24 protein-coding genes are annotated in these 22,564 nt (G+C 43.9%); 13 read left to right on the top strand and 11 right to left on the bottom strand.

Annotated elements, in window-relative coordinates; genetic code table 11:
- Nucleotides 1-30: 30 nt before the first annotated feature.
- The 4 genes from CLV31_RS10695 to CLV31_RS10680 form a co-directional block, all read right to left on the bottom strand.
- Nucleotides 31-519, bottom strand: a complete 489-nt coding sequence (locus tag CLV31_RS10695; protein WP_111392888.1) for a hypothetical protein — start codon at nt 517-519, stop codon at nt 31-33.
- Between the two features lie 119 nt (nt 520-638).
- On the bottom strand, nt 639-1,289 hold the full coding sequence (gene rpe / locus CLV31_RS10690) for a ribulose-phosphate 3-epimerase (RefSeq protein ID WP_111392887.1): 651 nt from the start codon (nt 1,287-1,289) through the stop codon (nt 639-641).
- A gap of 53 nt (nt 1,290-1,342) precedes the next feature.
- Nucleotides 1,343-3,001 carry a S8 family serine peptidase gene (locus CLV31_RS10685; protein ID WP_111392886.1) on the bottom strand — a complete coding sequence of 553 codons (1,659 nt, stop codon included), beginning with the start codon at nt 2,999-3,001 and terminating at the stop codon, nt 1,343-1,345.
- The gene (locus CLV31_RS10680; protein WP_111392885.1) at nt 2,988-3,668 is read right to left on the bottom strand and encodes a hypothetical protein; all 681 of its coding nucleotides are present in this window, start codon (nt 3,666-3,668) and stop codon (nt 2,988-2,990) included. Before CLV31_RS10680 ends, CLV31_RS10685 begins: the two co-directional genes overlap by 14 nt.
- A gap of 138 nt (nt 3,669-3,806) precedes the next feature.
- On the opposite strand from CLV31_RS10680, the gene CLV31_RS10675 reads away from it, so the two are divergent.
- On the top strand, nt 3,807-4,427 hold the full coding sequence (locus CLV31_RS10675) for a beta/alpha barrel domain-containing protein (RefSeq protein ID WP_146250889.1): 621 nt from the start codon (nt 3,807-3,809) through the stop codon (nt 4,425-4,427).
- A 59-nt stretch (nt 4,428-4,486) separates the two neighbouring features.
- On the opposite strand, the gene CLV31_RS10670 is transcribed toward CLV31_RS10675, so the two are convergent.
- The 5 genes from CLV31_RS10670 to CLV31_RS10650 form a co-directional block, all read right to left on the bottom strand.
- The gene (locus CLV31_RS10670) at nt 4,487-5,437 is read right to left on the bottom strand and encodes an aldo/keto reductase (protein WP_111392883.1); all 951 of its coding nucleotides are present in this window, start codon (nt 5,435-5,437) and stop codon (nt 4,487-4,489) included.
- A 64-nt stretch (nt 5,438-5,501) separates the two neighbouring features.
- Entirely contained in the window at nt 5,502-6,908 is a 1,407-nt protein-coding gene (locus CLV31_RS10665; protein ID WP_111392882.1) for an NAD-dependent epimerase/dehydratase family protein, read from the bottom strand.
- Nucleotides 6,909-6,966: 58 nt separating this feature from the next.
- Complete coding sequence (locus tag CLV31_RS10660; RefSeq protein WP_111392881.1) at nt 6,967-8,340, bottom strand: putative oxidoreductase C-terminal domain-containing protein; 1,374 nt, start codon at nt 8,338-8,340, stop codon at nt 6,967-6,969.
- Between the two features lie 124 nt (nt 8,341-8,464).
- A complete protein-coding gene (locus CLV31_RS10655; RefSeq protein ID WP_111392880.1) occupies nt 8,465-9,835 on the bottom strand; it encodes a Gfo/Idh/MocA family protein in 1,371 nt (456 codons plus the stop codon).
- A 25-nt stretch (nt 9,836-9,860) separates the two neighbouring features.
- A complete protein-coding gene (locus CLV31_RS10650; RefSeq protein ID WP_245943378.1) occupies nt 9,861-10,751 on the bottom strand; it encodes a DUF6807 domain-containing protein in 891 nt (296 codons plus the stop codon).
- 159 nt (nt 10,752-10,910) lie between these two features.
- On the opposite strand from CLV31_RS10650, the gene CLV31_RS10645 reads away from it, so the two are divergent.
- The 6 genes from CLV31_RS10645 (at nt 10,911) to CLV31_RS10620 (ending at nt 15,439) form a co-directional block, all read left to right on the top strand.
- On the top strand, nt 10,911-11,837 hold the full coding sequence (locus CLV31_RS10645; RefSeq protein WP_111393080.1) for a ThuA domain-containing protein: 927 nt from the start codon (nt 10,911-10,913) through the stop codon (nt 11,835-11,837).
- 150 nt (nt 11,838-11,987) lie between these two features.
- On the top strand, nt 11,988-12,596 hold the full coding sequence (locus CLV31_RS10640) for a hypothetical protein (RefSeq protein WP_111392878.1): 609 nt from the start codon (nt 11,988-11,990) through the stop codon (nt 12,594-12,596).
- On the top strand, nt 12,593-12,904 hold the full coding sequence (locus tag CLV31_RS10635) for a DUF3817 domain-containing protein (RefSeq protein WP_111392877.1): 312 nt from the start codon (nt 12,593-12,595) through the stop codon (nt 12,902-12,904). The genes CLV31_RS10640 and CLV31_RS10635 overlap by 4 nt, the downstream gene beginning before the upstream one ends.
- Nucleotides 12,905-12,908: 4 nt before the next feature.
- Nucleotides 12,909-13,931: a hypothetical protein gene (locus CLV31_RS10630; RefSeq protein ID WP_111392876.1), complete on the top strand. Its 1,023-nt coding sequence runs from the start codon at nt 12,909-12,911 to the stop codon at nt 13,929-13,931.
- 43 nt (nt 13,932-13,974) lie between these two features.
- The gene (locus CLV31_RS10625) at nt 13,975-14,853 is read left to right on the top strand and encodes a CorA family divalent cation transporter (RefSeq protein WP_111392875.1); all 879 of its coding nucleotides are present in this window, start codon (nt 13,975-13,977) and stop codon (nt 14,851-14,853) included.
- Between the two features lie 142 nt (nt 14,854-14,995).
- On the top strand, nt 14,996-15,439 hold the full coding sequence (locus tag CLV31_RS10620; RefSeq protein WP_111392874.1) for a response regulator: 444 nt from the start codon (nt 14,996-14,998) through the stop codon (nt 15,437-15,439).
- 66 nt (nt 15,440-15,505) lie between these two features.
- Here CLV31_RS10620 and rfbA read toward each other — a convergent pair whose 3' ends face one another.
- A complete protein-coding gene (gene rfbA / locus CLV31_RS10615) occupies nt 15,506-16,366 on the bottom strand; it encodes a glucose-1-phosphate thymidylyltransferase RfbA (protein ID WP_111392873.1) in 861 nt (286 codons plus the stop codon).
- A gap of 133 nt (nt 16,367-16,499) precedes the next feature.
- Here rfbA and CLV31_RS10610 point away from each other — a divergent pair, with 133 nt between their 5' ends.
- The 6 genes from CLV31_RS10610 (at nt 16,500) to CLV31_RS10585 (ending at nt 22,381) form a co-directional block, all read left to right on the top strand.
- Entirely contained in the window at nt 16,500-17,426 is a 927-nt protein-coding gene (locus CLV31_RS10610) for a hypothetical protein (protein WP_111392872.1), read from the top strand.
- A 21-nt stretch (nt 17,427-17,447) separates the two neighbouring features.
- On the top strand, nt 17,448-18,974 hold the full coding sequence (locus CLV31_RS10605; protein WP_245943377.1) for a glycoside hydrolase family 32 protein: 1,527 nt from the start codon (nt 17,448-17,450) through the stop codon (nt 18,972-18,974).
- Nucleotides 18,975-19,036: 62 nt separating this feature from the next.
- A complete protein-coding gene (locus CLV31_RS10600; protein ID WP_111392871.1) occupies nt 19,037-19,381 on the top strand; it encodes a hypothetical protein in 345 nt (114 codons plus the stop codon).
- Between the two features lie 212 nt (nt 19,382-19,593).
- Nucleotides 19,594-20,076 (top strand): hypothetical protein, encoded by a 483-nt coding sequence (locus CLV31_RS10595; RefSeq protein ID WP_111392870.1) that lies wholly within the window; start codon nt 19,594-19,596, stop codon nt 20,074-20,076.
- Between the two features lie 60 nt (nt 20,077-20,136).
- Complete coding sequence (locus tag CLV31_RS10590; RefSeq protein ID WP_111392869.1) at nt 20,137-21,786, top strand: SLC5/6 family protein; 1,650 nt, start codon at nt 20,137-20,139, stop codon at nt 21,784-21,786.
- Nucleotides 21,787-22,042: 256 nt separating this feature from the next.
- Nucleotides 22,043-22,381 carry an NAD(P)H-dependent oxidoreductase gene (locus CLV31_RS10585; RefSeq protein ID WP_111392868.1) on the top strand — a complete coding sequence of 113 codons (339 nt, stop codon included), beginning with the start codon at nt 22,043-22,045 and terminating at the stop codon, nt 22,379-22,381.
- Nucleotides 22,382-22,384: 3 nt separating this feature from the next.
- On the opposite strand, the gene CLV31_RS10580 is transcribed toward CLV31_RS10585, so the two are convergent.
- Nucleotides 22,385-22,564: transposase domain-containing protein (locus CLV31_RS10580; protein WP_146250888.1), on the bottom strand; the 180-nt coding region annotated here is incomplete at its 5' end.

Here is a 22,564-nt window from a genome sequence, read left to right as displayed (position 1 = left end):
TCTTTTGCCAGTATTTGAGCGGATTGAATATTAGTCTTCTCCCGACTTTTTTTCTTTCATTTCCAGAATGAGTTGGTCAAGTTTTTCTTTAAGAGAGGGATCTTCTTTGATCGCTGAGTTTACTTTGTTGTATATACTCACTCCCAATACCTCGTCATCCTTGATCAGTTCGGTTTTGTATTCTACCACGGATTGTTGAAGCGAATCCTGAAAATCTTTAATCGCCTTATAAGCCGCCCGCTCTTCGTCAGTCAGTTTGATTGCCTCTTCCTTGGCTGCATCTCCCCAAGCTGCCTTAATCTCATTGTAACGGGCCCCTCCATCGATCACCTCGTTGTTGAGAATCATATTTTTCAGCTCTTCTGTCTTTTTTTCCACAAACTCAGCTGTCATAACCTCTACTGAGGCAAACTTCTTGAGATCTTCACCGCTCACCTCATTTTGATCACCCGCCTCCTGTGCAAATGCCGCCAAACTCATACCGCCAAACAGCGCTAAAAACATCCAAATCTTTTTCATAACTAACAGGTTTTTAATTGATATAATTTTCAATAAAAACGGATAAGATTTGAAAACCAAGTAAAAAAGTCCTTTTTAAGGTATTTTAGGATAAGCGGTCAGACTTGACAATCTTTGGTTTACATTTTTTTGAGAGCAGACACCGTAGCCAAAGGATCTGGAGAATTAAACACAAAACTGCCTGCCACCAGGATACCCGCTCCAGCCTCCACCAACAAAGGCGCATTTTGGAGATTCACTCCACCGTCTATTTCGATCATCGCCTTGGAGTTTTTTGCCTCTATCAATTTTTTGAGTTTTGTGACTTTGGCGTAGGTGTTTTCTATAAATTTTTGACCTCCAAAACCAGGATTTACTGACATAAGGCAGACCAGATCGAGATCAGTAAGGACATCTCCCAGCAAGTCGACTGAAGTATGCGGGTTGAGTGCTACACCGGCTTTGGCTCCCAGTTTTTTGATCGCGTCAATGGTGCGGTGAAGATGGGTGCAAGCTTCATAGTGCACGGTAATTATTTCTGCTCCTACCGCTCGAAATGCCTCTAAATACAGATCAGGATTGACAATCATCAAATGGACATCCAAAGGCTTCCTCGCATGACGGTGAATCGCCTCGGTGACCGGCAACCCAAAAGAAATATTGGGGACAAATACGCCGTCCATGATATCCACATGGATATAATCTGCCTCTGACCGGTTGAGCATTTCCACCTCGGATTGGAGGTTGGCAAAATCTGAAGCAAGGATGGAAGGAGCAATCTGAACAGGCATAGACATGGGGTTGATCTGCAAATCAAGGTAAAAACTCGTTCCCTGCCAATTTCTTATCTTTTTATAAGCTTTGATCGATAGAGATTTTTACCGTCGAATACTTGGATAAAATACATCCCCGGTCTTAAAAAGGCCAAATTAATAGAAAAGGGGAATGCGGTTGAATTCCTCTCGAGTTGCTGATCACTCACCAATTTTCCCGTATAATCAAACAATTTGACTTGCAATTGAAGTTGGCTATCATGGACCAACGTCAAATCTCCATTTATCAGTGGGTTGGGGTAGATTTTCCAAGGAATCCTATCCTCTTCATACACTCCCAATATTTCCCCAAAATAGGCATTGGTGAAATTAGGGATTCCATAACCCAAATTGTTGTCCGGCTTGTCATATTGAGTTGCGCTGCGTAATAAGTTAAGGATTAGCTGCTCCTTAGTCCATTCGGGTCTTGCCTGCCATAGACCCGCGGCTAAAGCGGCGATTTGGGGTGCTGAGAATGAAGTCCCCTGCCCTGCACCCACCGTACCATTGGAACGAACCAAAACAGGAGATTGTCCAAAAGCTACAAGTTCAGGTTTGATCCGGCCATCACCGGTAGGACCCCGTGAACTAAAAGCTGAAACCACAGAGGTATTGGTAACTGAACCTACAGATAAGATACCTTCTGCATCTGAAGGTGCGGTCAGACTACTTGCTCCACGGGTGCCATAATTGCCCACACTGTTGACCACGAGAATCCCCTTCTTTGCCGCTATTGAGGCACCTCTGGTGATGTAGGAAGTTTTTCCGTCCAATTTCTCAAGGGTGTAATCCATACTTGGATCATCAAAATCCAGATAACCCAATGAGCTATTGATGATATCCACCCCTAAACTATCCGCAAACTCTGCTGCTCTAATCCAGTTCAATTCCTCGATTCGGTATTCGGTGGCCACTTCCTCAGTAATCGCCAAAATGTAACTGGCATCAAACGCTCCTGCTACTAATTTTCCGGGTTCTTTGGATGCGATCAGGGAAGTGACATTGGTGCCATGTTGGTTGTCCAGAAAAACCTCTTTATTCCATGGCCGCACCACATCGAGCTGTCCGATGATTTGATTATTGGTGAAAAGATGAGCAAAAGGACTGGCATTTTTCATTCCTGGAAATCCCGCATCAAATACTGCCACAATTATTCCTTTTCCGGTAAAACCGGCCTCATGCATTTTGTCGATTCCAATGAGCTGGTTTTGAAAATCATAGGCATTGTTTTGCACTTCCATTTCCCTGTAATTCCATTTGGGATGTGTGGTTTTTCCTATTTCTAACAGTAGTCGACTCTCTTCCAACTTTGATCCGGGACGGGGCAGAAAACCTTTGGCTGCCAGCTCTACACGATCAACAAAAGGGAGATTTTTGAGGGAATAGACTTGACTTTCAGTGGCAACAAGGACCAAAGCATTGAGCCACTTGCTGGAATAAAGTACATCAATTGCGTGAGTTTTAACTTCCATCAGATATTTTCCTGCAATCGGGAGATCCAAACTGTCAGCAGGGATCTTCTCTCTAAGTCTTCTGTTGATGGACTTTGCCGTTAAAAAATCCTGAGGTCTTGCAAGGGTTAATTCGGACTGAGGTTTATACTTTAAGAAAACCACATAGCGGTCCTGAGCTTTTGCCTGATTAAAAAATCCCAAAGCAAGAAATAAACCCAAGAATTTAACGAATCTCATATTCAATCAATTTCATCCACACTTTTGATCCTCCATCTATAAGTTGTTGTCCCAGGCAATTGTTTCTTGAACAATAGGAGATTACCTCATCATACTTTTCAATCAGCCCAACCTCTTTTTGAAAAACCTCAAACCGAACATCACGAATGGTCACCTTATCATCCAAATCCTGTTGGTTGACTCTTACGATGTCTATCAAACCAGAAGAAGAACTATTCACTGATTCGATCTCAAATTCATCTTTCCCCAGTGCTTGAAAAGCCAGACCGTTCCACTTTAAACCCAATGAGGGGGGAAAAACCAAGGCAACAATAGTCCGGTTGTCAGCCGTTCTCAACAAGGAATTATTCTTGATCTGAAGGGTAAAATCGAGTTGTTTCACCCAGGTTTGTCGATTGGTGGATTTGGATCTCTCTACGATATATACCAGTTCACGGGCATCATTGAGATAGGTGCCTCTGATCCTGTCCCGATAAAAAAAGTCAGTTGTCTCAAAATCATTTTCACCAAAATGAATGGTTTCCTCTACTTCATAAATCCAATAGTTACCCAACTTAAGCGGCTGAAAACCGAAGTCTAAATCCTGACTGACAGGTTCAAATTCCTCATCGCATGCCAAGATGAATGGAAATGAAAAAAATAGAAACAGATAAACGACTCTCCTCATGTCTGCAAATTATGGATAAAAATAATTGGAATTTCCCGATTGATATCAGCAAAAATCCTGATTGTACAAGCAGTTAATTTACTTTTCTCTAAAAAAATGCCTGCTTACCTTAGCGTGCTCAAACCGATTTCCATTCGCATGTCCTTAAAAACTTTTGTAAAAATCAACCGGATCACCAACCTTACAGATGCAAGATATTGTGCTGGTATGCATGCCGATCTCCTGGGATTCTGCCTGGAGGAAGGAACCACACATTTTTTAACCCCCAAACAGTTTGAAGAAATTACAGGCTGGGTTTCGGGAATAGCTTTTGCCGCTGAATTCAACAATTCTTCTGCAGATCAAATCCGGAATACCCTAAACCATTACGAGGGAATCACCTGGATTGAAAGTGAACACCTTGAGCCTTTGTTGGAATTGGTCGGTTCTGACTTAAAGTTGCTTTATAAGCAAGACATCAAGCAGGTCAAAAAGTTGGAAAACAGTCTTGGACCAATCTTACAGAAACATCTAATAAAGTTACATTTAACTTCAACCAATAACTCATTAACTCCTGATGATCAGGAAATCATACAAACCTATTCCAGATTCACGGATGTGATTTTAGGATTTGGAATCTCACCGACCAATGCTTCCGATCTCAGTGAAAAGGATTGGATTTCCGGTCTGGCCTTAAATGGTGGAGATGAAATCAAACCGGGGCTCAGAGACTTTGATCAATTGGCTGAAATCCTTGAAAATTTGGAGATTGAAGATTAAACCAAACGACCCCGACTGAATTCAAGTCGGGGTCGTTTGGTAATTCGCAATTACTTTTTTTAGCTATCCCAAAGATCGGTAAGCCTGTACGGGCTCTGAGGTCCTGTGAAGAAGCTTCCGTCCACAAATCGATGGGAGATGCCAATATTTGCAAGTTGGGTCATATCCTCCTGATCCAAAGAAAGATCTGCTGCTTTAAGATTTTCGATGATCCTGGCTTGATTGACAGATTTGGGAATGACTGCGATCGATCTTGCGATAGACCAGGCAATCAACACCTGACCTACGCTGGCCTGATGCTTGGCAGCAATCTGAATCACAGTTGGGTTTTCGATAAGTTTTGGGTCATTTTTATGTCGCTCGGCACGGGAATCCGGAGACCCCAAAGGAGAATAAGCAGTAACCAAAATCCCGTTGGCTTTACAGAAATCCACCAGTGCTTCTTGAGGTAAAAAAGGCTGAAGCTCAATCTGATTCATTTCCGGCTTTTCCCCATCCAAAGCAAGGATCTCTTTGAGTTTAGCCTGATTGAAATTCGAAACGCCAATATGCTTGGCAAGCCCGGCAGCTTTGATGTCCTGCATGGCTTCCCAAGTTTGGGCCAAGGGAACATCTTGATACGTGTAAAATTCCTCCCGATGGGTTGCAAATCCGATTCCGGGTTTGAAAGCAATCGGCCAATGAATCAGATACAGATCCAAATAATCCAATCGAAGGTCGTTTAGGGTTTTTTCCAAGGCAGGACGTACATCCTCATGGCGGTGAGAATCATTCCAAAGCTTGGAGGTCACAAATAGCTCTTTTCTTTTGACCAGACCTTCAGCAATGGCATCCGCTATTCCTTGGCCCACCTCCTTTTCATTCTGATAAATGGCCGCGCAATCGATATGTCTATATCCCGCCTCAATAGCCCAAAAAACAGCTTGCCGAACTTCTCCCGGCTTACTTTTCCAGGTACCAAGACCTAATATGGGAAGTTTGTCTCCGTTTTTGAAAGAAAGAGTTTGCATGTGGTGAATTGGTTTTAATCTTCTAAAGTTACAGGGATCTATATTCAAAGGGGACAGTTATTATTTAAACTGCTGCTTTTTTTTCTAAGTACCTTTTAAATCTGTTCATTACCCAAAGATGCATTTTAGCCTGAGTATTGATATACAAAAACCAAGGCAAGCGGGGCACAAATTCATGGATGGCAGAAATGATATACCGACTATCCAATACCTCCCTGAATTCCAGCCACCCATAGTCAAACCGCTTGACCAACCAACCTCCGGTAATGTAAAAAAGCTGCCTTTGCTGATCACTTCTATCGGGTATTTGAGTGAGTTGGAGCATGGGTTTCTTGTCCCAAAGCAAATGAAAGCCCAAGTCACCCCGATCATTGACTTTTCCACGAATGATAAATCTAAAGAACGAAGGAAGCCAAATGGCATAGCGATTAGCTACCCAAAGGGCCGAGTTTCTTCCCATATTGGGCATCCGCTGAATAGAACGAACGGTATTTTTGACTCCCTTCTTCTTATAAAAAGAGGGCAAATTGGGCTTCTCATATTGGATTAAGGCTTCCCTTACCGAATCCTCAAACCGGAGATAGTCGATCTGTTTCTCCACAAAACTTTTTTCAGGATTGACAACCAGGGTATGCCTTAGACTTTCAACCAATGGTGAAACCAATTGGGGAGGACTGTCTCCGAATAATCCCACCCAAAACTTGGACAATCCCAAGGAAAAAACAGGAACAGAAAATACCAACCTCTTTTTTCCCATCACCTGAGCAGTTCTTTCCAGCATGTCTCGGTAGCTCATTATTTCCGGACTTCCGATCTCGATGACCTTGTGAAAGACATTGGGGTTAGCAATACAGGAGTCCAAAATCTCCAGGGTTTCCCTCAAGGAAATGGGTTGAGTCAAAGATTCGGTCCACTTGGGACACATCAGTACAGGAAGTTTAGTGACCAAATTTTTGATCATATCAAAACTCGAACCTCCCGGGCCTACTATGATGGAGGCTCTGATCGCTGTGAGTTTGGATTTCCGGGAGCCCAGCGTTTGCTCGACCTCCAAGCGACTTTTGAGATGTCGGGATAGTTTTTCCTCAGGCTCATCAGGAAGTAAGCCTCCGATATAAATGATTTGCTTGACCTCATTGAGCGCTGCTGCTCTGCTGAAATTATCCGCCAACAGTAAATCCGTATCCTCAAAACTTCCCTGATTGAGTCGGGTGGAGGCATTCATCGAATGAACCAGGTAAATGGCCACATCCACCCCTTTCAAAGCTTCCACGGTAGAGGTAATGGAGTAAAGTTCGACCTGACGCCATTCCACTTCTGGATAAGGATTGGATTTGACTAGCCGACGGCTCAGTCCGATGAGGTGGTATTTTTCCCTGAACCTTTCAATAAACCAACTCCCAATGTATCCTCCTGCGCCTGCGATGGCGACAGTCAGTTTTTTGGAAGCAGGGATTGAATCAGTTTGCATAAAAAAGGCTGGATAGTTAATTAACCTATCCAGCCTACTTAAGGTTTCTGATCTTTCCCTATTTCACTGCCAATTCATAGGCCTTGATAGTGGTGTAGTATTTGGTAATCATATTAGGAACTTCCCAAGCTGGCATGGTTCCCATTTTGAAATACTCCAAAAACTTCTCCGTGACTTGGGCGAAATGTGCCTCATGCCCATTGTGGTAGCTATCGGGAATCATTACTTGATATTCACCTGAAGGCATAGGCTTCAGGTCGATTCCGGGATACTTGGCTTGGAGCTTTTGCTTTACCGCATTTTCCAAATCCCCAATTCCCGAACTGATCAGCTTGACATACAAAGCCGGACGGTAATTTTCCTCCTTGCCTTGACGGATGATCAAATTGGCTTTGGTACCTCTCATCATGCTGTAATGGGTATCCCCTGCTCCCTCAGGAGCCTGATAATTCCAAATCACGCTAACCTGAGCATGCTTACCCTTCAGCGTATAATTCATCTCTCCATTACTCAAGACTTCCAGTTTGCCGTTTTTGACATTTTTCTGCAAGAAATCTGAGAAAGCGGGTTTTCCGGTCACTTGCGTAAATTCATCCGCCGTCAATGCTGTAGTCCAAAGTCTTGCCGTGTTCATTTTTACATCAGTGGTATCCAAAATCTGGTCCGGAAAGGCCTCCCATTGAATCAAATCCACCAGGTGTGTGGTTACGTCCACGATCCCTGTCCCCTCTTTTTCCACATCAAAAAACCAATCCGGACGAACCAAAGGCAAGCCTGAAACATATTTGAAAAAATGGTGAACCGAGACCTTGGAAATCGCCGGATCCTCAGGGGTGCCGTCTTCCAGGGTTCCAAAAACTTCCGGAATCATCGATAGCTCCCGCTGAAGCAAGGTGGTGATTTCAAACCGCTCCGTCATAATATCGTAAAGAAGCAGGTTCTTGTCCTTGGCGGTTTGGAAGGCAGTCAGGAGTTTTTTAAAGCCTTCAGGATTGATCACCAAAGGTTTGTCAGCATAGACATGGACACCATTTTCCACTGCAGACAGGATATAATCGATCTTCACATCGTTTTTGCCAGCTACCATCATCACATTTCCGGGCTTTTGGGAAATCATCTTTTGGAGGTAATCCGCCCCGGTGTACACTTCCAAATTCCAGGCTGTTGGATTCTCTGTTCGGCTGTTGTAATAGGCTAGTCGATTGAGGTGATCTTTGAGCTCGGCTCCTTCCGGAGCAAAAATGTAAACCGTCGAATCCACATCAGGATACATGGACTTATGGATCAATCCGGCATGAAAGTGCCCGGGATCCAAGGTCATAACCGTTACTTTTGAACTTGATTCAATATCTCCGGTATTCATTTCTTTTGGGTTGCAACTGGCGATAAAAAGGGCCAAAATGGCCCCTGAAATATAGTTTTTGGATATCATGTTATTGTAAAATGGTACTGAGTTTAATCTGATTTTAAAGAATTAGCTGTTTTCCTAGCCAAAGGCTAGAAAATTAAAGACTACTTTTTTCAGCTACCTGACTTCTTTTTTATGACTTAAGCTTTCAGACCTTCACATAATCCGTTCCCCAAGGTCTGCGCTGTGGCCTGCTTAGATGTGAATTGGCTTCCGCATCATTGACAAATTGCTCTTTCGCTGGATCCCATTCGAGTTTTCTTCCCACTTTCATTGCTACATGACTGATCAGACATACGGAACAGGCCCGATGTCCAATCTCCACAGGAGAAAGAAGTTCTGTTTTTCCCTGGATCGCATCCAGCCAGTTGCCATGGTGTTCGTTGCTTCGGGTCAGTCTAATCTCATTTTCACCGATGACAGATTGAAGGATTTTGGGATCAGAAGCGTCCAAGGCTTTCGCATTATTTCCTTGCGCCACAGGATCTGAAGCGGAAGCCACATAATTCCCTCTTGATACCCAAATCCATCCTTCGGTCCCTTCATAGCGAATGCCATTTGGGTATCCACCCGAGGTAAGCATGACTATCCCATTGTCATATTCTGCTTTGACCATAAAGTCTCCATGGACATTCCAGAAACCAGCTCTTGGAAACTCCGCCACCGCCTCGATGTATCGAGGTCCGGTCAGTTCGGTATCCATCCCCCAAGCGGCGGAATCAAAATGGTGCTGCCCCCAGCCGGTAATCATTCCGGCCCCGTAGTTTTCATGTCTCAACCATCCCGGACGGCTATAGTCATTTTGAGGGTGAACTCCGATTTCGGTGTATGGTATTTCCGGAGTAGAACCCAACCACATGTCAAAGTTCAGATTTGCTGGAACCGGCATGGCTGGAGCATCCGGTCCGGCGGGATCTCCCGGGAGACCGATCTTGACCGTATGAAGTTTTCCGATTCTTCCGTTTCTAACCAATTCAGCGGCCACTCTAAACTGCTCACTCGAGCGCTGCTGTGTCCCCAGCTGAAGAACCACTCCTGTTTGATTGACCACATTCACGAGCTGACGTCCTTCCTTGATGGTCAGAGAAGTGGGTTTTTGCACATAAATATGCTTACCGGCCAAGGCTGCTTCCATCGCAGGCTGGGAATGCCAATGGTCAGGCGTAGAAATGATTACCGCATCGATGTCTTTGTTAAGCAGCATTTCGCGATAGTCTCCGTATTGTTTTACGTCGAGGTAGGGACTCCCCATTTTTTTGGTATAGTAGTCCTCGATGAGCTTTTTTCCGTCGGCCATCCGTTTGCTGTCTACATCGGATACGGCTACGATTCGAGCCACCTCATGCCTCCAGGTCCCCGGTAAATCATGTTCTCTTGCAATCCGTCCACATCCGATTTGTCCGATGTTGATTTTATTACTTGGCGCATTTTTGCCAAAGACTGAAGCGGGAACAATGGTTGGAATACCAAAAGCAGCCGTTGCGAGTGCGGTTTTTTTCATAAAGTCTCTTCTTTCCATAGCTAGATAGACGGGTTATTAGGGGTTATTTGACAAATGCTCTCCAGTAAGCCTCTGCTTCTTGTGCACTGAGGTCACCGTCAAACACAATCATTCTATATTTCAGGGTGTAACGGTTATTGGGCTGAATCTCCCAGGATTCATGACGGATCGGACAGAATTCGATAAATACATTGCCTTTTCCATTGTATTGACCCACAGGCCAAACCCGAAGGGGTTCAGGATGGGCTTTATTCGTGTTATGACTTAAAAATAAGATTCCGCTCTGACCGGATTTATCGCCTGACTTTCCCTTCACAATGATCCACTTGGCATTGGAACCATCTGCTGTCTTCCGATCATGACCTTCCGAAGTTAAAATGGTGCTGTTGTCATCTCCCCAGAGTTCGGTGGCACGGAAACCGATTCCCCCACCGTATCGGTAGTCATCAAGCAAGATTCCTCCGGGGATTTTGGTATAAATGGTGGTGGTGTAGTCCACTAGGTAGCGACCTTTGTCAGCAGGCTTCACTTTGATGCGAAGGTCTTCTTCAATAGCAAGGCGTTCCGATTCGGGGGCTTTCAGGTCGATGTGATGTTGGCGTACATTGAGTTCTGCTGCACCTCCTGCAATCTTTTTGGAAAGCACGTGGGAGAAATCCACCCTTCCTTTTTCATCTCCCAAGTTCCAAAAATCCACCTCTCTCCCACTGATGGTAGCTCGGGTCCAAGGACCCCAAATCCCGTAGTGATGGTAATGGTCTGAAGGCTGTATCCTACTGAGAACCTGACCGCTCGGTGAAGTAATCGGGTGAATAAAACCGGACTTGCTAAATGCTTCCTTGACTCCTGCCGGCACCGGTTCTTTCTTGGTCTGATAAGTCAGGACCCTCTGATTATCAATGAGAAAATCTACTCCACTTGAAGTCTCGTTCAAATCAATTTTTTGCGAAAACGATCGCGTAAAAAAACCGGCTAAAACGAGCAGTAAAAGGAAATTTCTTTTGAAACGCATGGAAAATTCTGGTTATTGGGCTTAGAGTTTGAAGATATCAAAATCTCGATGAAAGAATCCAAATTAACCCACCTTAGTCCCATGAAGAGGAATATTTTCTACGGAATCGTTTTCTTGTTTTTCGTACAGTTTGCCCATTCACAAAGCCTTCCAGAAGTCACGTTAGACCATGAATGGAAAGGTAAAATCCATTCCTTGGCACCGGAGAAACCTACTTTTCCAACCAAGAAAAAGAAACAAATTCTGGTGTTTTCTCTCCATACCGGATTCAATCATTGGGTCATCCCACATACGGAAGAAATGATCAAAATCATCGGAGAAAAAAGCGGGGCATTCACGGTGACAGGAAGCAAGGACATCTCGGAGTTTGAATCCAAAAACCTGAAAAAATACGATGCCATCATCCTCAACAACACCTGTTCCAGGCCAGATCACCGAAACCTGTTTTGGGATAAGCTAAGAGCTGATTCCAATGCCGATTCTGTCACCCTGATGAAAAAAGCCCAGGAACTCGAGTCCAATCTTCTGAACTACGTCAAGAAAGGCGGAGGGCTGATGTTGCTCCATGGGGCTGTGACTACCCAGAATAATTCTTGGGCATTTAGCCGGCTGGTCGGAGCGAGTTTTGATTATCACCCCCCTCAGCAGTCATTCCAAGTATATTTGGAAGACGCTGATCATCCTTTGGTTTCCGCTTTCCCTGCCGGAGGCTTCAGCCATATTGATGAGCCTTATTTCTACAAAAACGCCTATGCAGAACAAAACTTTAAACCGCTCCTTTATTTCAACAATGCCGAGATCAAAAACCAAAGAAAAGGCCAAGAATTGACCGAAGGCAAAACCTACGTAGCCTGGATCCGCGCTGAAGGCAAAGGAAAAGTGATGTATGCCTCCCCATCTCATAATGCTCAAAGCTTCGAAAATCCGCAACTACTGAAATTCTTTCTGGATGGTATGCAGTATGTAGCCGGAGATGTAATCTGTGATGAGACCCCGCTGAAAAACTGAGCGATAATCATCCAAAGACTTGGATGATAAAAGCATGGCTGAATTTCTTTGGCCATGCTTTTGAATTTTGAATGGCAAAAACAAATTGGGTAATCCGCCTTTTCCAAAGTTCTCTTTTGCCATCAGGCATTTTTTAGCCAATTTCCCGACATGGAACATGACAGTCTGGAAAATCTAAAAGCATTTTTGGAAGAAGAGCTTTATCTGATTCCTGAGGATCTACGAAAATTGGAAGAAGAACTTCAAGGAGCAGAATCTCCCAATCAAATCCCGATGCTTTCTCCTGAAAATACTTCCCTCTCCGGTGACCCAGAAGCCAAAGAAGACACGGTAGACCTGGAGGAACTGAAAGAAGAAATTAAACCGGATCCAATCCCTGTGAGTGGAAATTTTTCGAAAGGAATATTGATCCTTCACGAAGAATCTGAACTGGGTCCAGAGGTTTTGGACATGTTGGTCAAGATGATCAATGCCTGTGGACATTCGATGAATGAAGTAGGCATGATTTCTTCTGAGAATTTGGAAAACCGCTCCCTGGAAGAATTTCAAGCGCTGAATGCTCATGTAGTTTTGAAATTCGGACGGATCAAACACCCCATCAATGCCATTCCTGCAAACCCCTATGAAATTTATTCCGAGGAGGAAACCGAGTATTTGTTTGCAGATGCGCTTTCGGTCATAGCAGAGGACAAACCCCTGAAAATAAAACTCTGGAAGTCGCTCCAGATTCTCTTTAACCTTAGCTCCGGCACCAAATGAATACCGAACAAATCAAATGGGCAAGAAGATTCAAGTGGATCAGCTTGATCGAAGGCCTATCCTTCTTACTACTTCTGGGAATAGCTATGCCGCTCAAATACATGTTTGACATGCCAATGGCAGTCACTTATGTGGGTTGGGTGCATGGACTGTTGTTCATCGTCTATATCTACATTGTTTTCCCCACCGCCAAAAGCCTAAAATGGGAATTTGGACGGACCTTTTTTGCCCTTTTAGCTTCTGTTCTTCCTTTTGGGCCCTTTATTTTCGACCGAAACTTGAAAAAAAGCCAACAAATCCCGTTGTAAGCTCATGGCTCTGATCAGTAAGAAAAAGCTCATCTACCCTATCGGAACGGGCTTGCGTCGCTACCTGATCAAGTATGGCCGTGAGGTTGATATTCCCATTCATTACCACGAGCTCCTACGGTATTCCAATTCTATCGCGCTCTATGATTCCAAGGAGCAGGATACCCTATGGGAGACTGTATTCTATGACCAAAGTGATTGGGAGGAGATCCATCTCAACGTCAAAAAAATCTATGCCTTGCTGAAGGCCGGCGGAGATATGAGCGTGATGGACCACCTCTATATCGACCGGATTGATTTGTGCATCTATGGAAATACCCAACCTTTTCGGGTCCGGATTGTCAATCGGATCAATGACAATTTTGACTACTTCTACATCAAGCGTGCCGATGCTTCCAGGGTCTATGGGCTGGAATTGGAGGATTTGCTTTCCCCCAACCGAATCAGCTACCTCGTCCATAAAGACACCCTGATCGAAGAGCATATTGCCGGTATTCCAGGGGATAAATTTATGCGGCAACACATGGACGATCCCAATCTTAATCCGATCCGATTGGCTAAAGAATTTGTCAAATTCAACGAGCGTTGTTTTGTCCGATTGCTTGGGGATATGCACTCCTCCAATTTTGTGGTGGACGTGACACCTGATTTTGAAGAAACCCACTACCGAATTCGGGCTATTGACTTTGATCAGCAATCCTACGAAGGCAAAAAGTCTATCTATTTGCCCCAATACTTCAAAGAAAATAATGCGCTGATCAAACTGGGGATGGAAATCATCACTCCCGAATCCATGCGACAGTACCAGCGGGAAGAGCGCGCTCTGATTGCCACCCGGTTGAAATCTTCCCACAAGGAAATTGAAGATATCCTCTCTACAATGGAACGAGACAAAATTGCACCAACGGAGAATGTCGAGTCTTTGAAAAATGAATTGGCCAAACATTACAAATCCGAGAAGTTTCTAAGTTGTCAAAACATGGGAGGGATCTTGCGTACGAGTTTGGAGCTTTTGCTCAAATCTTAGAATAAAAATCTATTTTAATTCCATCAACCAGGCCGAGTCCAGTATGGGAGAAGTAAAAAAAGAGTTTCAGAATTTTCATTGGATTGATTTGGAAAATCCCAAAATGTCTGAATTGTCCGAGTTGGTTAGGCCTTTTGGTATCAGTCTTCACCTTTTAGAAGACACGCTGCAAATCGGCCACCTTCCCAAAATCGAAAAAGTCGGAGAATTCAATTTTTTAATTTTGAGAGCCTATTCTGCCAAAAACGAGGAAAACTCCTCTGAAATCTCAGAACTCACCAACAAAATCGGCTTTTTTTTCAAGGAAAATCTATTGATCACTATTCATCAGAGGTCATTTGATTTTTTACATTCCATTCAGGGCAATTTCGCTGATGCAGAATCCCTGATTCTCAAAATAGCCGAAAAGATGCTGGAGACTTTTGAGGGGCCTGCGGATTGGTTGTCGGAGCAAATGGATCGGTTTGAACACGATATTTTCCTGAATCACAGTCGAAAGTTTTCAGTAGAAGACCTCTATTACGACAAAGCAAAGGCCAGGGCTTGTAAAAAACTTATGCTTCTGACTCAAATGGTGCTGAATCAAATTTCGGTCAAGCCTGCCAATCAAACCCAAGTACAAGACTTAAAAGAAACGGTCGCTAGCTTAATTCTCCAGTTTGATGATTTTCTGGACGAAGCCAATTCCATCCTTAATATCCACCTTTCGACCACATCACAAAAGACCAACGAGGTGATGAAGTTATTGACCATTTTTTCGGCCTTTTTTCTTCCACTCACATTCATTGTTGGGGTATACGGGATGAATTTTCAGTTTATTCCTGAACTGACTTGGGAATTCGGCTATTTCCTCACTTGGGGCATCATGGCCGGTATTTCATTGGTGATTTACCTTTGGTTTAAAAGAAAAAACATCCTTTGATTTTTTTATCCCTGAGGAGTAGGTTTTCTTGTTCCCAATGCTGAAATTTTGAAAAAAAATTCGGCAAAATACACTTCATTGCACCGAAACCAATTTTTAATTGGATAAAACCATTAATTTTGTAGGAAAATTTTGAAATCAAATGAGTAAATTCAAAATAAGCGAGATTTTTTTCATAGATGACGATGCGATTGTCCGGATGGTCGGTAAAAAAATTTTGAATTCGATTGATTTTGATAAAACCTTGACTCAGTTTGAAAATGGGAAAAAGGCTATTGAAGCAATCATGGAGCGCGTAGCGACTAATCAAATTCTGGAAAGTCAAGGTCCTGTTTTGATTCTTTTGGACATCAATATGCCCGTCATGGATGGTTGGGGATTTTTGGATGCTTTTAGTAAACTGGATTCCAAAATCAAATCCCAGTTTAAAATTTCCATCATCACCAGTTCCATAGATGCATCGGATCGGGACAAGGCTTTCTCCTATCCAGAGGTTTTGGACTACATCTCCAAACCACTTTCCGGAAAGCATGTAACGGACTTTTTGGCAAGGCACCAACTCTACGAGGCAGAGATGCCAAACTGAAAATAAACCTTAAAAAAACGAAGGTTGTCTACATCTGCAGACAACCTTCGTTTTTTTTATTGGAATTTATTTTACCAGCCTTTTGAGATACGTTCCATAGCCACTTTTACCCAGTTTTTCAGCAGCTTTGAGCAATTCTTCTTTTCCAATGAAGCCATTGCGGAAAGCGATTTCCTCGATACATCCGATTTTTAATCCCTGACGCTCTTCAATTACTTCTACAAACTGGGCCGCCTGAAGCAAGGACTGGTGAGTACCGGTATCCAACCAGGCGGTGCCACGGTTCAAAATCGCCACTTGAAGCTTTCCCATTTTGAGATACTCATTGTTTACGTCGGTAATCTCCAGCTCTCCTCTTGGGCTTGGTTTGATGTTTTTGGCGATTTCTACCACTTGGTTGTCATAGAAATAAAGTCCCGGAACCGCAAAATTTGACTTAGGATTCAGCGGCTTTTCCTCAATTGAAATGGCTTTTTGCTGCTCATCAAATTCCACAACGCCATAGCGCTCCGGATCATTCACATGATAGGCAAATACCACCCCTCCATCCGGATTGGTGTTTTCCTGCAGGGTCTTATGGAGACCGGAACCATAGAAAATATTATCGCCAAGAACCAGGGCAACTTTGTCATTACCAATAAATTCCTCCCCGATAATAAAAGCCTGAGCCAATCCATCAGGACTGGGCTGTACAGCATATTCAAACCGACAACCCACCTGTGATCCATCGCCAAGAAGTTTTTGAAATGCAGCCGAATCCTCGGGAGTAGTGATGATTAAAATCTCACGGATACCCGCCATCATCAAGACCGAAAGCGGATAATAAATCATCGGCTTGTCATAGACCGGCATCAGCTGCTTGCTGACTGCGATGGTAAGTGGATAAAGCCTGGTACCGGATCCCCCGGCTAAAATAATTCCCTTCATTATAGAGACGACTTGATTAAAATTTTGACAAAACTATCAGTTCAATTGGAACTTTTGCCTTATCAGAACGCAAAATCTATTTTTATAAAAAATTGATTCTCATCTTCCCCTCTCCCCTGATTCTTAGATTTCCATGTCGACACAAGCCCTGATCCAGAAAATATTGCACAAAATCGGAGACCCAAAAATCGTCTCCAAGCTAGCTCAGAACCTTAGCGGATCCGAATTCAATAGCCTCATGCTGGAAGTGTTCAAACAAAGAGCCGCATCGGTAAGTCCAAGCGAATTATTGAGGAATTACGAGAAAAACCGCTTTACCCTTCCGGCAAGCAGTGATCCAATCCGCATCCTTGAGCGGAAGCTTAACTGGCTCCAAGCAGCCAAAATCAAGGGATTTGAACCAGTGACCTGTTCCCCTGCTGCCCCTTTTGGCTCCTGTTCCAGCTTCGGCACAGTCCATCAAGACAAAGTGATCAGTGCAGTAAGAGGCACTGAAATCATGGCTGATGCCACCAATATTTTGGCTTTACAGCTTGCACTTTCCCATAAAAAGGGCTCAAAAGACCTTAAAAGATTTGCCACGACCCATAGGCACATCCGTGCGCAGCATTTTGACCAGCCCAATTTTACCGCCCATTTTGAAGTTTTTGGGATGGCCTCGGGGGGAGTGGATTCAGGCTCATTTCGATTTGAAAAAGAGGAATTGATAGCTCATTTAAGCCTGATACTCCATCTTCTTCGCCACTCTTTTCCCGATAGAGAATTCCGTTTGGCTTTTTATCTGAAAGAAAACCCGGAATCATGGAAAGCACGGCTGGAAAACTGGCTTCAGAACTCGATTTCCATCCCCATGACATTTCAGGAGGATCCTGAACATCACTATTATGAATCTTTTCAGTTTAAGGTGTTTTTGACCCATGAGGGACATTTGATCGATCTGGCAGATGGTGGGCTGGTGGATTGGACCAAAATGCTCACAGGAAATCAGAAGCATCGATGTCTGATCAGCGGAATAGGTCTGGAATTGGTCGAAAAACTTGCCTCAAACCCGCTTCCTTGAACTAATTCCTTGTAGCTTTGGATGAAAACGATCCTTCAACTCTTTTCAACGATTATGAAAATCATAAAGCAGATTTTGACTATTTGTTTTTTACTTTCCTTGTATTCGTGCAACAAATCTTCTGAAGTCACCTTTGAAACCAAAGTTTCCGAAACCTATCGTCCGATCTATCATTTCACTCCTTCCAAAGGCTGGATGAATGACCCAAACGGACTGATTTTTATAGACGGAGAATACCACCTGTTTTATCAATACTACCCCGATAGCACAGTTTGGGGTCCAATGCATTGGGGACATGCGGTTTCCAAGGATTTGGTCAATTGGGAAGACCTTTCAATCGCACTTTACCCGGATAGCCTAGGGTATATTTTTTCAGGCAGTGCAGTATTTGATGCGGAAAATTCATCTGGATTGGGAACAGCCGAAAATCCGCCGGTAGTGGCCATCTATACCTATCATGATATGGCTGGGGAAAAATCAGGGGCAAAAGATTACCAAAAGCAAGCAATTGCCTACTCGCTTGACAAGGGTCGCACTTGGACCAAATATGAAGGAAATCCTGTCCTGCCAAATCAGGGAATTAAAGATTTCCGAGACCCTAAGGTATCTCAAATCACCGAAGCTGACGGAAACAAACGCTGGATAATGACGCTGGCTGTTTTGGACAGAATCCAGTTTTTCGGTTCGTCTGATTTAAAAGATTGGACCTTGCTCAGTGAATTCGGTCAGGGTATCGGTGCTCATGGAGGAGTCTGGGAATGCCCTGATCTCTTGCCTTTCACTACGCCTGATGGAAAACAGAAATGGGTCTTACTGGTCAGTTTAAATCCCGGTGGACCTCAAAATGGCTCAGCTACCCAATATTTTATCGGTGATTTCCAAAACGGGACTTTTACGCCCGATGACACTATGATTCGTTGGCTGGATTATGGACCGGATAATTACGCCGGCGTGACTTGGGCAAACCTTCCCAAAGAACAAAATCGGACTCTTTTCATCGGCTGGATGAGTAATTGGCTGTATGCACAGCGGCTTCCTACAAAAACTTGGAGATCAGCCATGACCATTCCGAGAGAGCTCAGCCTTTTTGATGTGGATGGCACCCTATTGGTCAAATCTTCCCCAGCTGAAGAACTCCTCGCTCTAAGACTCCAGGCTATTTCCCTTTCGGGAAAAGAGTCCGTGCTTCCTTCCGAAGCTGTTGAGATCCTCGCGGAAGTGGACAATGAGGATCATTTTCAACTTAAATTTTCAAATGAACTTGGTGAAGAACTTCTGATTTCCAAGGAAATGAATTTGGTTACTATAGACAGAAGACAGGCCGGGAAAGCAGATTTCCATCCCGATTTTTCGGCAGCCCATGCAGCCCCCATGAGTTGGAAAGCTAAAAATCTCCGGATTTTTCTGGATGCCTCTTCCATCGAATTGTTTGTCAATGAAGGAGAATTGGTCCTTACCTCATTGTTATTTCCTAGCACGCCATGGAAAAAAGTTGAAATCGGATACGGCCTTGACGAGGTCCAACTTTATCCCCTAAAAAAACCTTGAAGACTAATAGGATTTATTGGAATCAATTCCACTACATTTGAGGTTGATTTGGAGTGATAAAAATGAAAAAACGGCAATCTGCTTTCTTTCTCAGTCTATGCTGGATGATCAGCATGGTGGCTGTATTTTCATTTCCGCCTAAAATCCCAACAGAAGGTAATAACAAATCAAGGCAAACCTTTCTGAGTGAGGTTTCAGGTCCGGATCTTCATTTTCGATCCACCTTCGAAAATCCAAAGACTCCCCCATTTGAAATAGACTGGAGACTGAATGGCAAATTAAATTCCGAGTGGATTCCTGCCATCTTTTCCCCATCAAGTACCTATTTGGCCCCTGCGTTTTTCACTAAATCCCGGGCATTACTCGACATCCGACTATTTTTCATCAGGTATTTTTATTCCTGGTAGGTGAAATCCTTTTTTCTGGAGGCATGCTACCCGTCCTCTTTGAATAGACTCACCGTAGATTTCCCCTGAGACTCTTCTTTTGATGGTCTTATGGGCGCTTATCGCAAATCGCGGTGAATGCTATCCTTGGAAAAGCGGGTCACACAGCCTCAAACCTCTTTTCAAAACAGCCTTCTCGGCTATTTCACCTTAATCCAAAAATTTCAATACAAATGATCACAATCGATCCTGTGACAGCTGTGCTGTCTGTGGTGTTATTTGGTGCGTTCACTGTGCCGTTTATTTACCATTTTCAAAAAAACAAAAAGAAAGATAACCTCCTCGTTCAAAATCTTAAAGATGCCATAAATGCCATCGGAGGAAATCTGGATCAATTCGAATCCTGGAGACACAAGTACGCCATCGGTTTGGATACTCAAAAGAAGGTCCTTGTCTATCATCAGGAAGGAGAAATTGGAGCCACTTTCTGTATCCCTCTGTCGGAAATCAAGAAAGTGACTGTGATAAAAAAGACAAGGGAACTGGGAGAATCCAAAAAAAGTGTCCTCGAACAGCTGGGGCTGGAGATCCACTATGTATCCCCGACGAAAAAAAGCAGTTTGGTCGAATTTTATAACGAAGAATTCTTTTCGGATTTGATGGGAGAAACACTGCTTGTTGAAAAATGGGCTGAACTCATCCGGACCAACCTCTAATCATCTCAGTTGGGAGGCCTACATCAAGGCCTCCCTCCTTACAATCAAACGAATAAATCTATGAAAAAAGAGTCTTGGGGCTCGAGGACCGGGCTGATTTTAGCCATGGCCGGGAATGCGGTCGGTTTGGGTAATTTTTTAAGGTTTCCCGTTCAGGCAGTTCAAAATGGCGGTGGGGCATTTATTTTACCCTACCTGATCTGCTTTTTATTGATGGGAATCCCCTTGCTCTTCATCGAGTGGAGTATTGGGAGATTTGGTGGTAAACTGGGCAATCACAGTACCCCTTATATTTTGGACTCCATGAGCCAAAAATGGTATTGGAAGTACATCGGTGTTTTTGGAATTTTTACCAATATCGCTGTTGTAGCCTATTACACCTATATCGAATCCTGGACATTCATGTATGTGATACATAGCGTGATCGGGACATTCAGCGGCTTGGACAAGGAATCGATCAGTCAATTTTTTGACCAATATGTACTCTTGCAGGGGTCAGATTTTGGGATTCCTCTATTCCCCCTCCTGATTTACATTCTGGTTTTGGGAGTGAATGTATATATCCTTTCTACAGGTTTGGGAGGAATCGAAAAAGTCGCGAAGATCGGTATGCCTTTGCTGATTTTATTTGGTGTCCTATTGGCCATTCGGGCCTGGACCATGGGAGACCGTTTTGCGTCGGAAGCTTTTCCCGACGCCAATGCCTGGGATGGGATCAATTTTCTATGGACACCGCAGTACAGTTCTCTGGCCGATCCCAAAGTTTGGTTGGCAGCTGCAGGTCAGATTTTCTTTACCCTTTCAGTGGGTATGGGGTCGATCCAGTGCTATGCTTCCTATTTGAAGGAAAATGAAGATATCGCCCTTAATTCAGTGACTGCTGGATTTACCAATGAGCTCGTGGAAGTCGTATTGGGAAGTGCCATTGTGATTCCGATTGCCGCAGGTTTTTTGGGATTGGATTGGGTCTTGGAAAACGCCGGATTTGGAATGGCTTTTCAGACCATGCCGTATTTATTCCAGCAATGGGGACCTGCTATTGGCGCTTTTGCGGGAATTTGCTGGTTTGGCTTGCTTTTCTTTGCCGGAATCACCTCATCGCTTGCCATGGGAACGCCTTGGATGGGCTTTATGAAGGATGAGTTTGGCTGGGGGAAAGTAAAAGGTGCGATCTCTTTTGGATTGATTGCCTTGGCGATGGGAATTCCTACTGTCCTATTTTACCAATATGGATATTTTGACGAATACGATTATTGGGCAGGAACCGTCAGTTTGGTCGTGTTTGCGCTTTTGGAAACCATACTGTTTACTTGGATTTTTGGAATGGATAAGGGGTGGCAAGAGCTAAACCGAGGGGCAGAAATCCGAATTCCATCTGCTTATCAATGGATTATGAAATACATCACCCCGGTCTTGCTCCTAATGGTTCTCTTGGGAGCCCTGATCACACCGGCAGGAAATGATTGGAATGCCGGGTTTTCAAATCTCCTATCCGGCCAAGGATGGAGTTTGGATCCAAGTTCCCTTCTCGCCAAACTTACCTTTGCCGACCTGGAGGCCCAACTGGCAGCTGATCCCAGTCGATCCGAATTTTTGGAGCGAAAAATGTGGTTTTCCGGTTTGGCAAGAACCCAACTTGCCATATTGTTCCTCGTGATCACCGCCATAGTTTGGTACTCTTCCCTACATCGAAAAAAGACTCAGCCATGAATACCTCAGCTATTATACTATCCTTAGTTACTCAAGGCCTGATTATCGGAATCACCTTGTATTGCTTCTATTTGGTCTTGAAGAGTCCTTCCTCAAAAGAGGAATAGAATTCCAATAACCCTGCATCATTCGCTTTTGGTGCTGGGTATGAAGACCTTTTTGATTTTTTATTGGCTGGGTTGGTTCCAATCAGGCCAAGGATTTTTATATTCAAGACTTCCAACTCCTACCACTGTTGGATGTATTGAGTCTATTTATGAGAAAAATCCTGGTACTTTTTGCCCATCCGAAGTACGAACAATCGGATGTCAATCACGCACTCCTTGAACCTATCAGTCATTTGGAAAACATTGAAATACGGGATTTGTATGAGCTATATCCCGATTTCAACATAGACATCCAAAAGGAACAGGAGCTGCTTTTTCAGCATGAAATCATTATCTGGCATCACCCGATTTATTGGTATTCCTGTCCTCCGCTGTTGAAGCAATGGATTGACTTGGTGTTGGAGTACGGTTGGGCATATGGCCCCGGAGGTGTTTTTTTAAAAAATAAGTGTATCCCTCCGACCAACCCCATATTGCAGAAAAAGTGATTTTTATTTAGGGCGGTATTTGGGCCAGTTGGATGGCAGGAGTTGGTAGAGGTTTTTGTGGTTGATGCTTTGGATTCGTTCAAAGACGTCTTTGAGCCATTCAAACTCATTGATGTGGTTTCTTTTGCAACTGGCCATGAAGGAGTACATGGCGGCGGTCATTTCGGCGGCGTGATGTGATCC

The sequence above is a fragment of the Algoriphagus aquaeductus genome (assembly GCF_003253485.1).
In the GTDB taxonomy this organism is placed as follows: domain Bacteria; phylum Bacteroidota; class Bacteroidia; order Cytophagales; family Cyclobacteriaceae; genus Algoriphagus; species Algoriphagus aquaeductus.
The sequence above is the reverse complement of the archived record's forward strand: the minus strand, read 5'-3'. Positions and strand labels throughout refer to the sequence as shown.

Coding starts and splice junctions, on each gene's coding strand:
- rpe (WP_111392887.1), bottom strand. CDS start 1,289: ATGCCTGTTCAGATTGCTCCTTCCATCCTTGCTTCAGATTTTGCCAAC.
- CLV31_RS10640 (WP_111392878.1), top strand. CDS start 11,988: ATGGAACATGACAGTCTGGAAAATCTAAAAGCATTTTTGGAAGAAGAG.
- CLV31_RS10670 (WP_111392883.1), bottom strand. CDS start 5,437: ATGCAAACTCTTTCTTTCAAAAACGGAGACAAACTTCCCATATTAGGT.
- CLV31_RS10630 (WP_111392876.1), top strand. CDS start 12,909: ATGGCTCTGATCAGTAAGAAAAAGCTCATCTACCCTATCGGAACGGGC.
- CLV31_RS10665 (WP_111392882.1), bottom strand. CDS start 6,908: ATGCAAACTGATTCAATCCCTGCTTCCAAAAAACTGACTGTCGCCATC.
- CLV31_RS10625 (WP_111392875.1), top strand. CDS start 13,975: ATGGGAGAAGTAAAAAAAGAGTTTCAGAATTTTCATTGGATTGATTTG.
- CLV31_RS10685 (WP_111392886.1), bottom strand. CDS start 3,001: ATGAGATTCGTTAAATTCTTGGGTTTATTTCTTGCTTTGGGATTTTTT.
- CLV31_RS10635 (WP_111392877.1), top strand. CDS start 12,593: ATGAATACCGAACAAATCAAATGGGCAAGAAGATTCAAGTGGATCAGC.
- CLV31_RS10610 (WP_111392872.1), top strand. CDS start 16,500: ATGTCGACACAAGCCCTGATCCAGAAAATATTGCACAAAATCGGAGAC.
- CLV31_RS10585 (WP_111392868.1), top strand. CDS start 22,043: ATGAGAAAAATCCTGGTACTTTTTGCCCATCCGAAGTACGAACAATCG.
- CLV31_RS10675 (WP_146250889.1), top strand. CDS start 3,807: ATGTCCTTAAAAACTTTTGTAAAAATCAACCGGATCACCAACCTTACA.
- CLV31_RS10655 (WP_111392880.1), bottom strand. CDS start 9,835: ATGGAAAGAAGAGACTTTATGAAAAAAACCGCACTCGCAACGGCTGCT.
- rfbA (WP_111392873.1), bottom strand. CDS start 16,366: ATGAAGGGAATTATTTTAGCCGGGGGATCCGGTACCAGGCTTTATCCA.
- CLV31_RS10605 (WP_245943377.1), top strand. CDS start 17,448: ATGAAAACGATCCTTCAACTCTTTTCAACGATTATGAAAATCATAAAG.
- CLV31_RS10620 (WP_111392874.1), top strand. CDS start 14,996: ATGAGTAAATTCAAAATAAGCGAGATTTTTTTCATAGATGACGATGCG.
- CLV31_RS10680 (WP_111392885.1), bottom strand. CDS start 3,668: ATGAGGAGAGTCGTTTATCTGTTTCTATTTTTTTCATTTCCATTCATC.
- CLV31_RS10595 (WP_111392870.1), top strand. CDS start 19,594: ATGATCACAATCGATCCTGTGACAGCTGTGCTGTCTGTGGTGTTATTT.
- CLV31_RS10600 (WP_111392871.1), top strand. CDS start 19,037: ATGAAAAAACGGCAATCTGCTTTCTTTCTCAGTCTATGCTGGATGATC.
- CLV31_RS10695 (WP_111392888.1), bottom strand. CDS start 519: ATGAAAAAGATTTGGATGTTTTTAGCGCTGTTTGGCGGTATGAGTTTG.
- CLV31_RS10660 (WP_111392881.1), bottom strand. CDS start 8,340: ATGATATCCAAAAACTATATTTCAGGGGCCATTTTGGCCCTTTTTATC.
- CLV31_RS10590 (WP_111392869.1), top strand. CDS start 20,137: ATGAAAAAAGAGTCTTGGGGCTCGAGGACCGGGCTGATTTTAGCCATG.
- CLV31_RS10645 (WP_111393080.1), top strand. CDS start 10,911: ATGAAGAGGAATATTTTCTACGGAATCGTTTTCTTGTTTTTCGTACAG.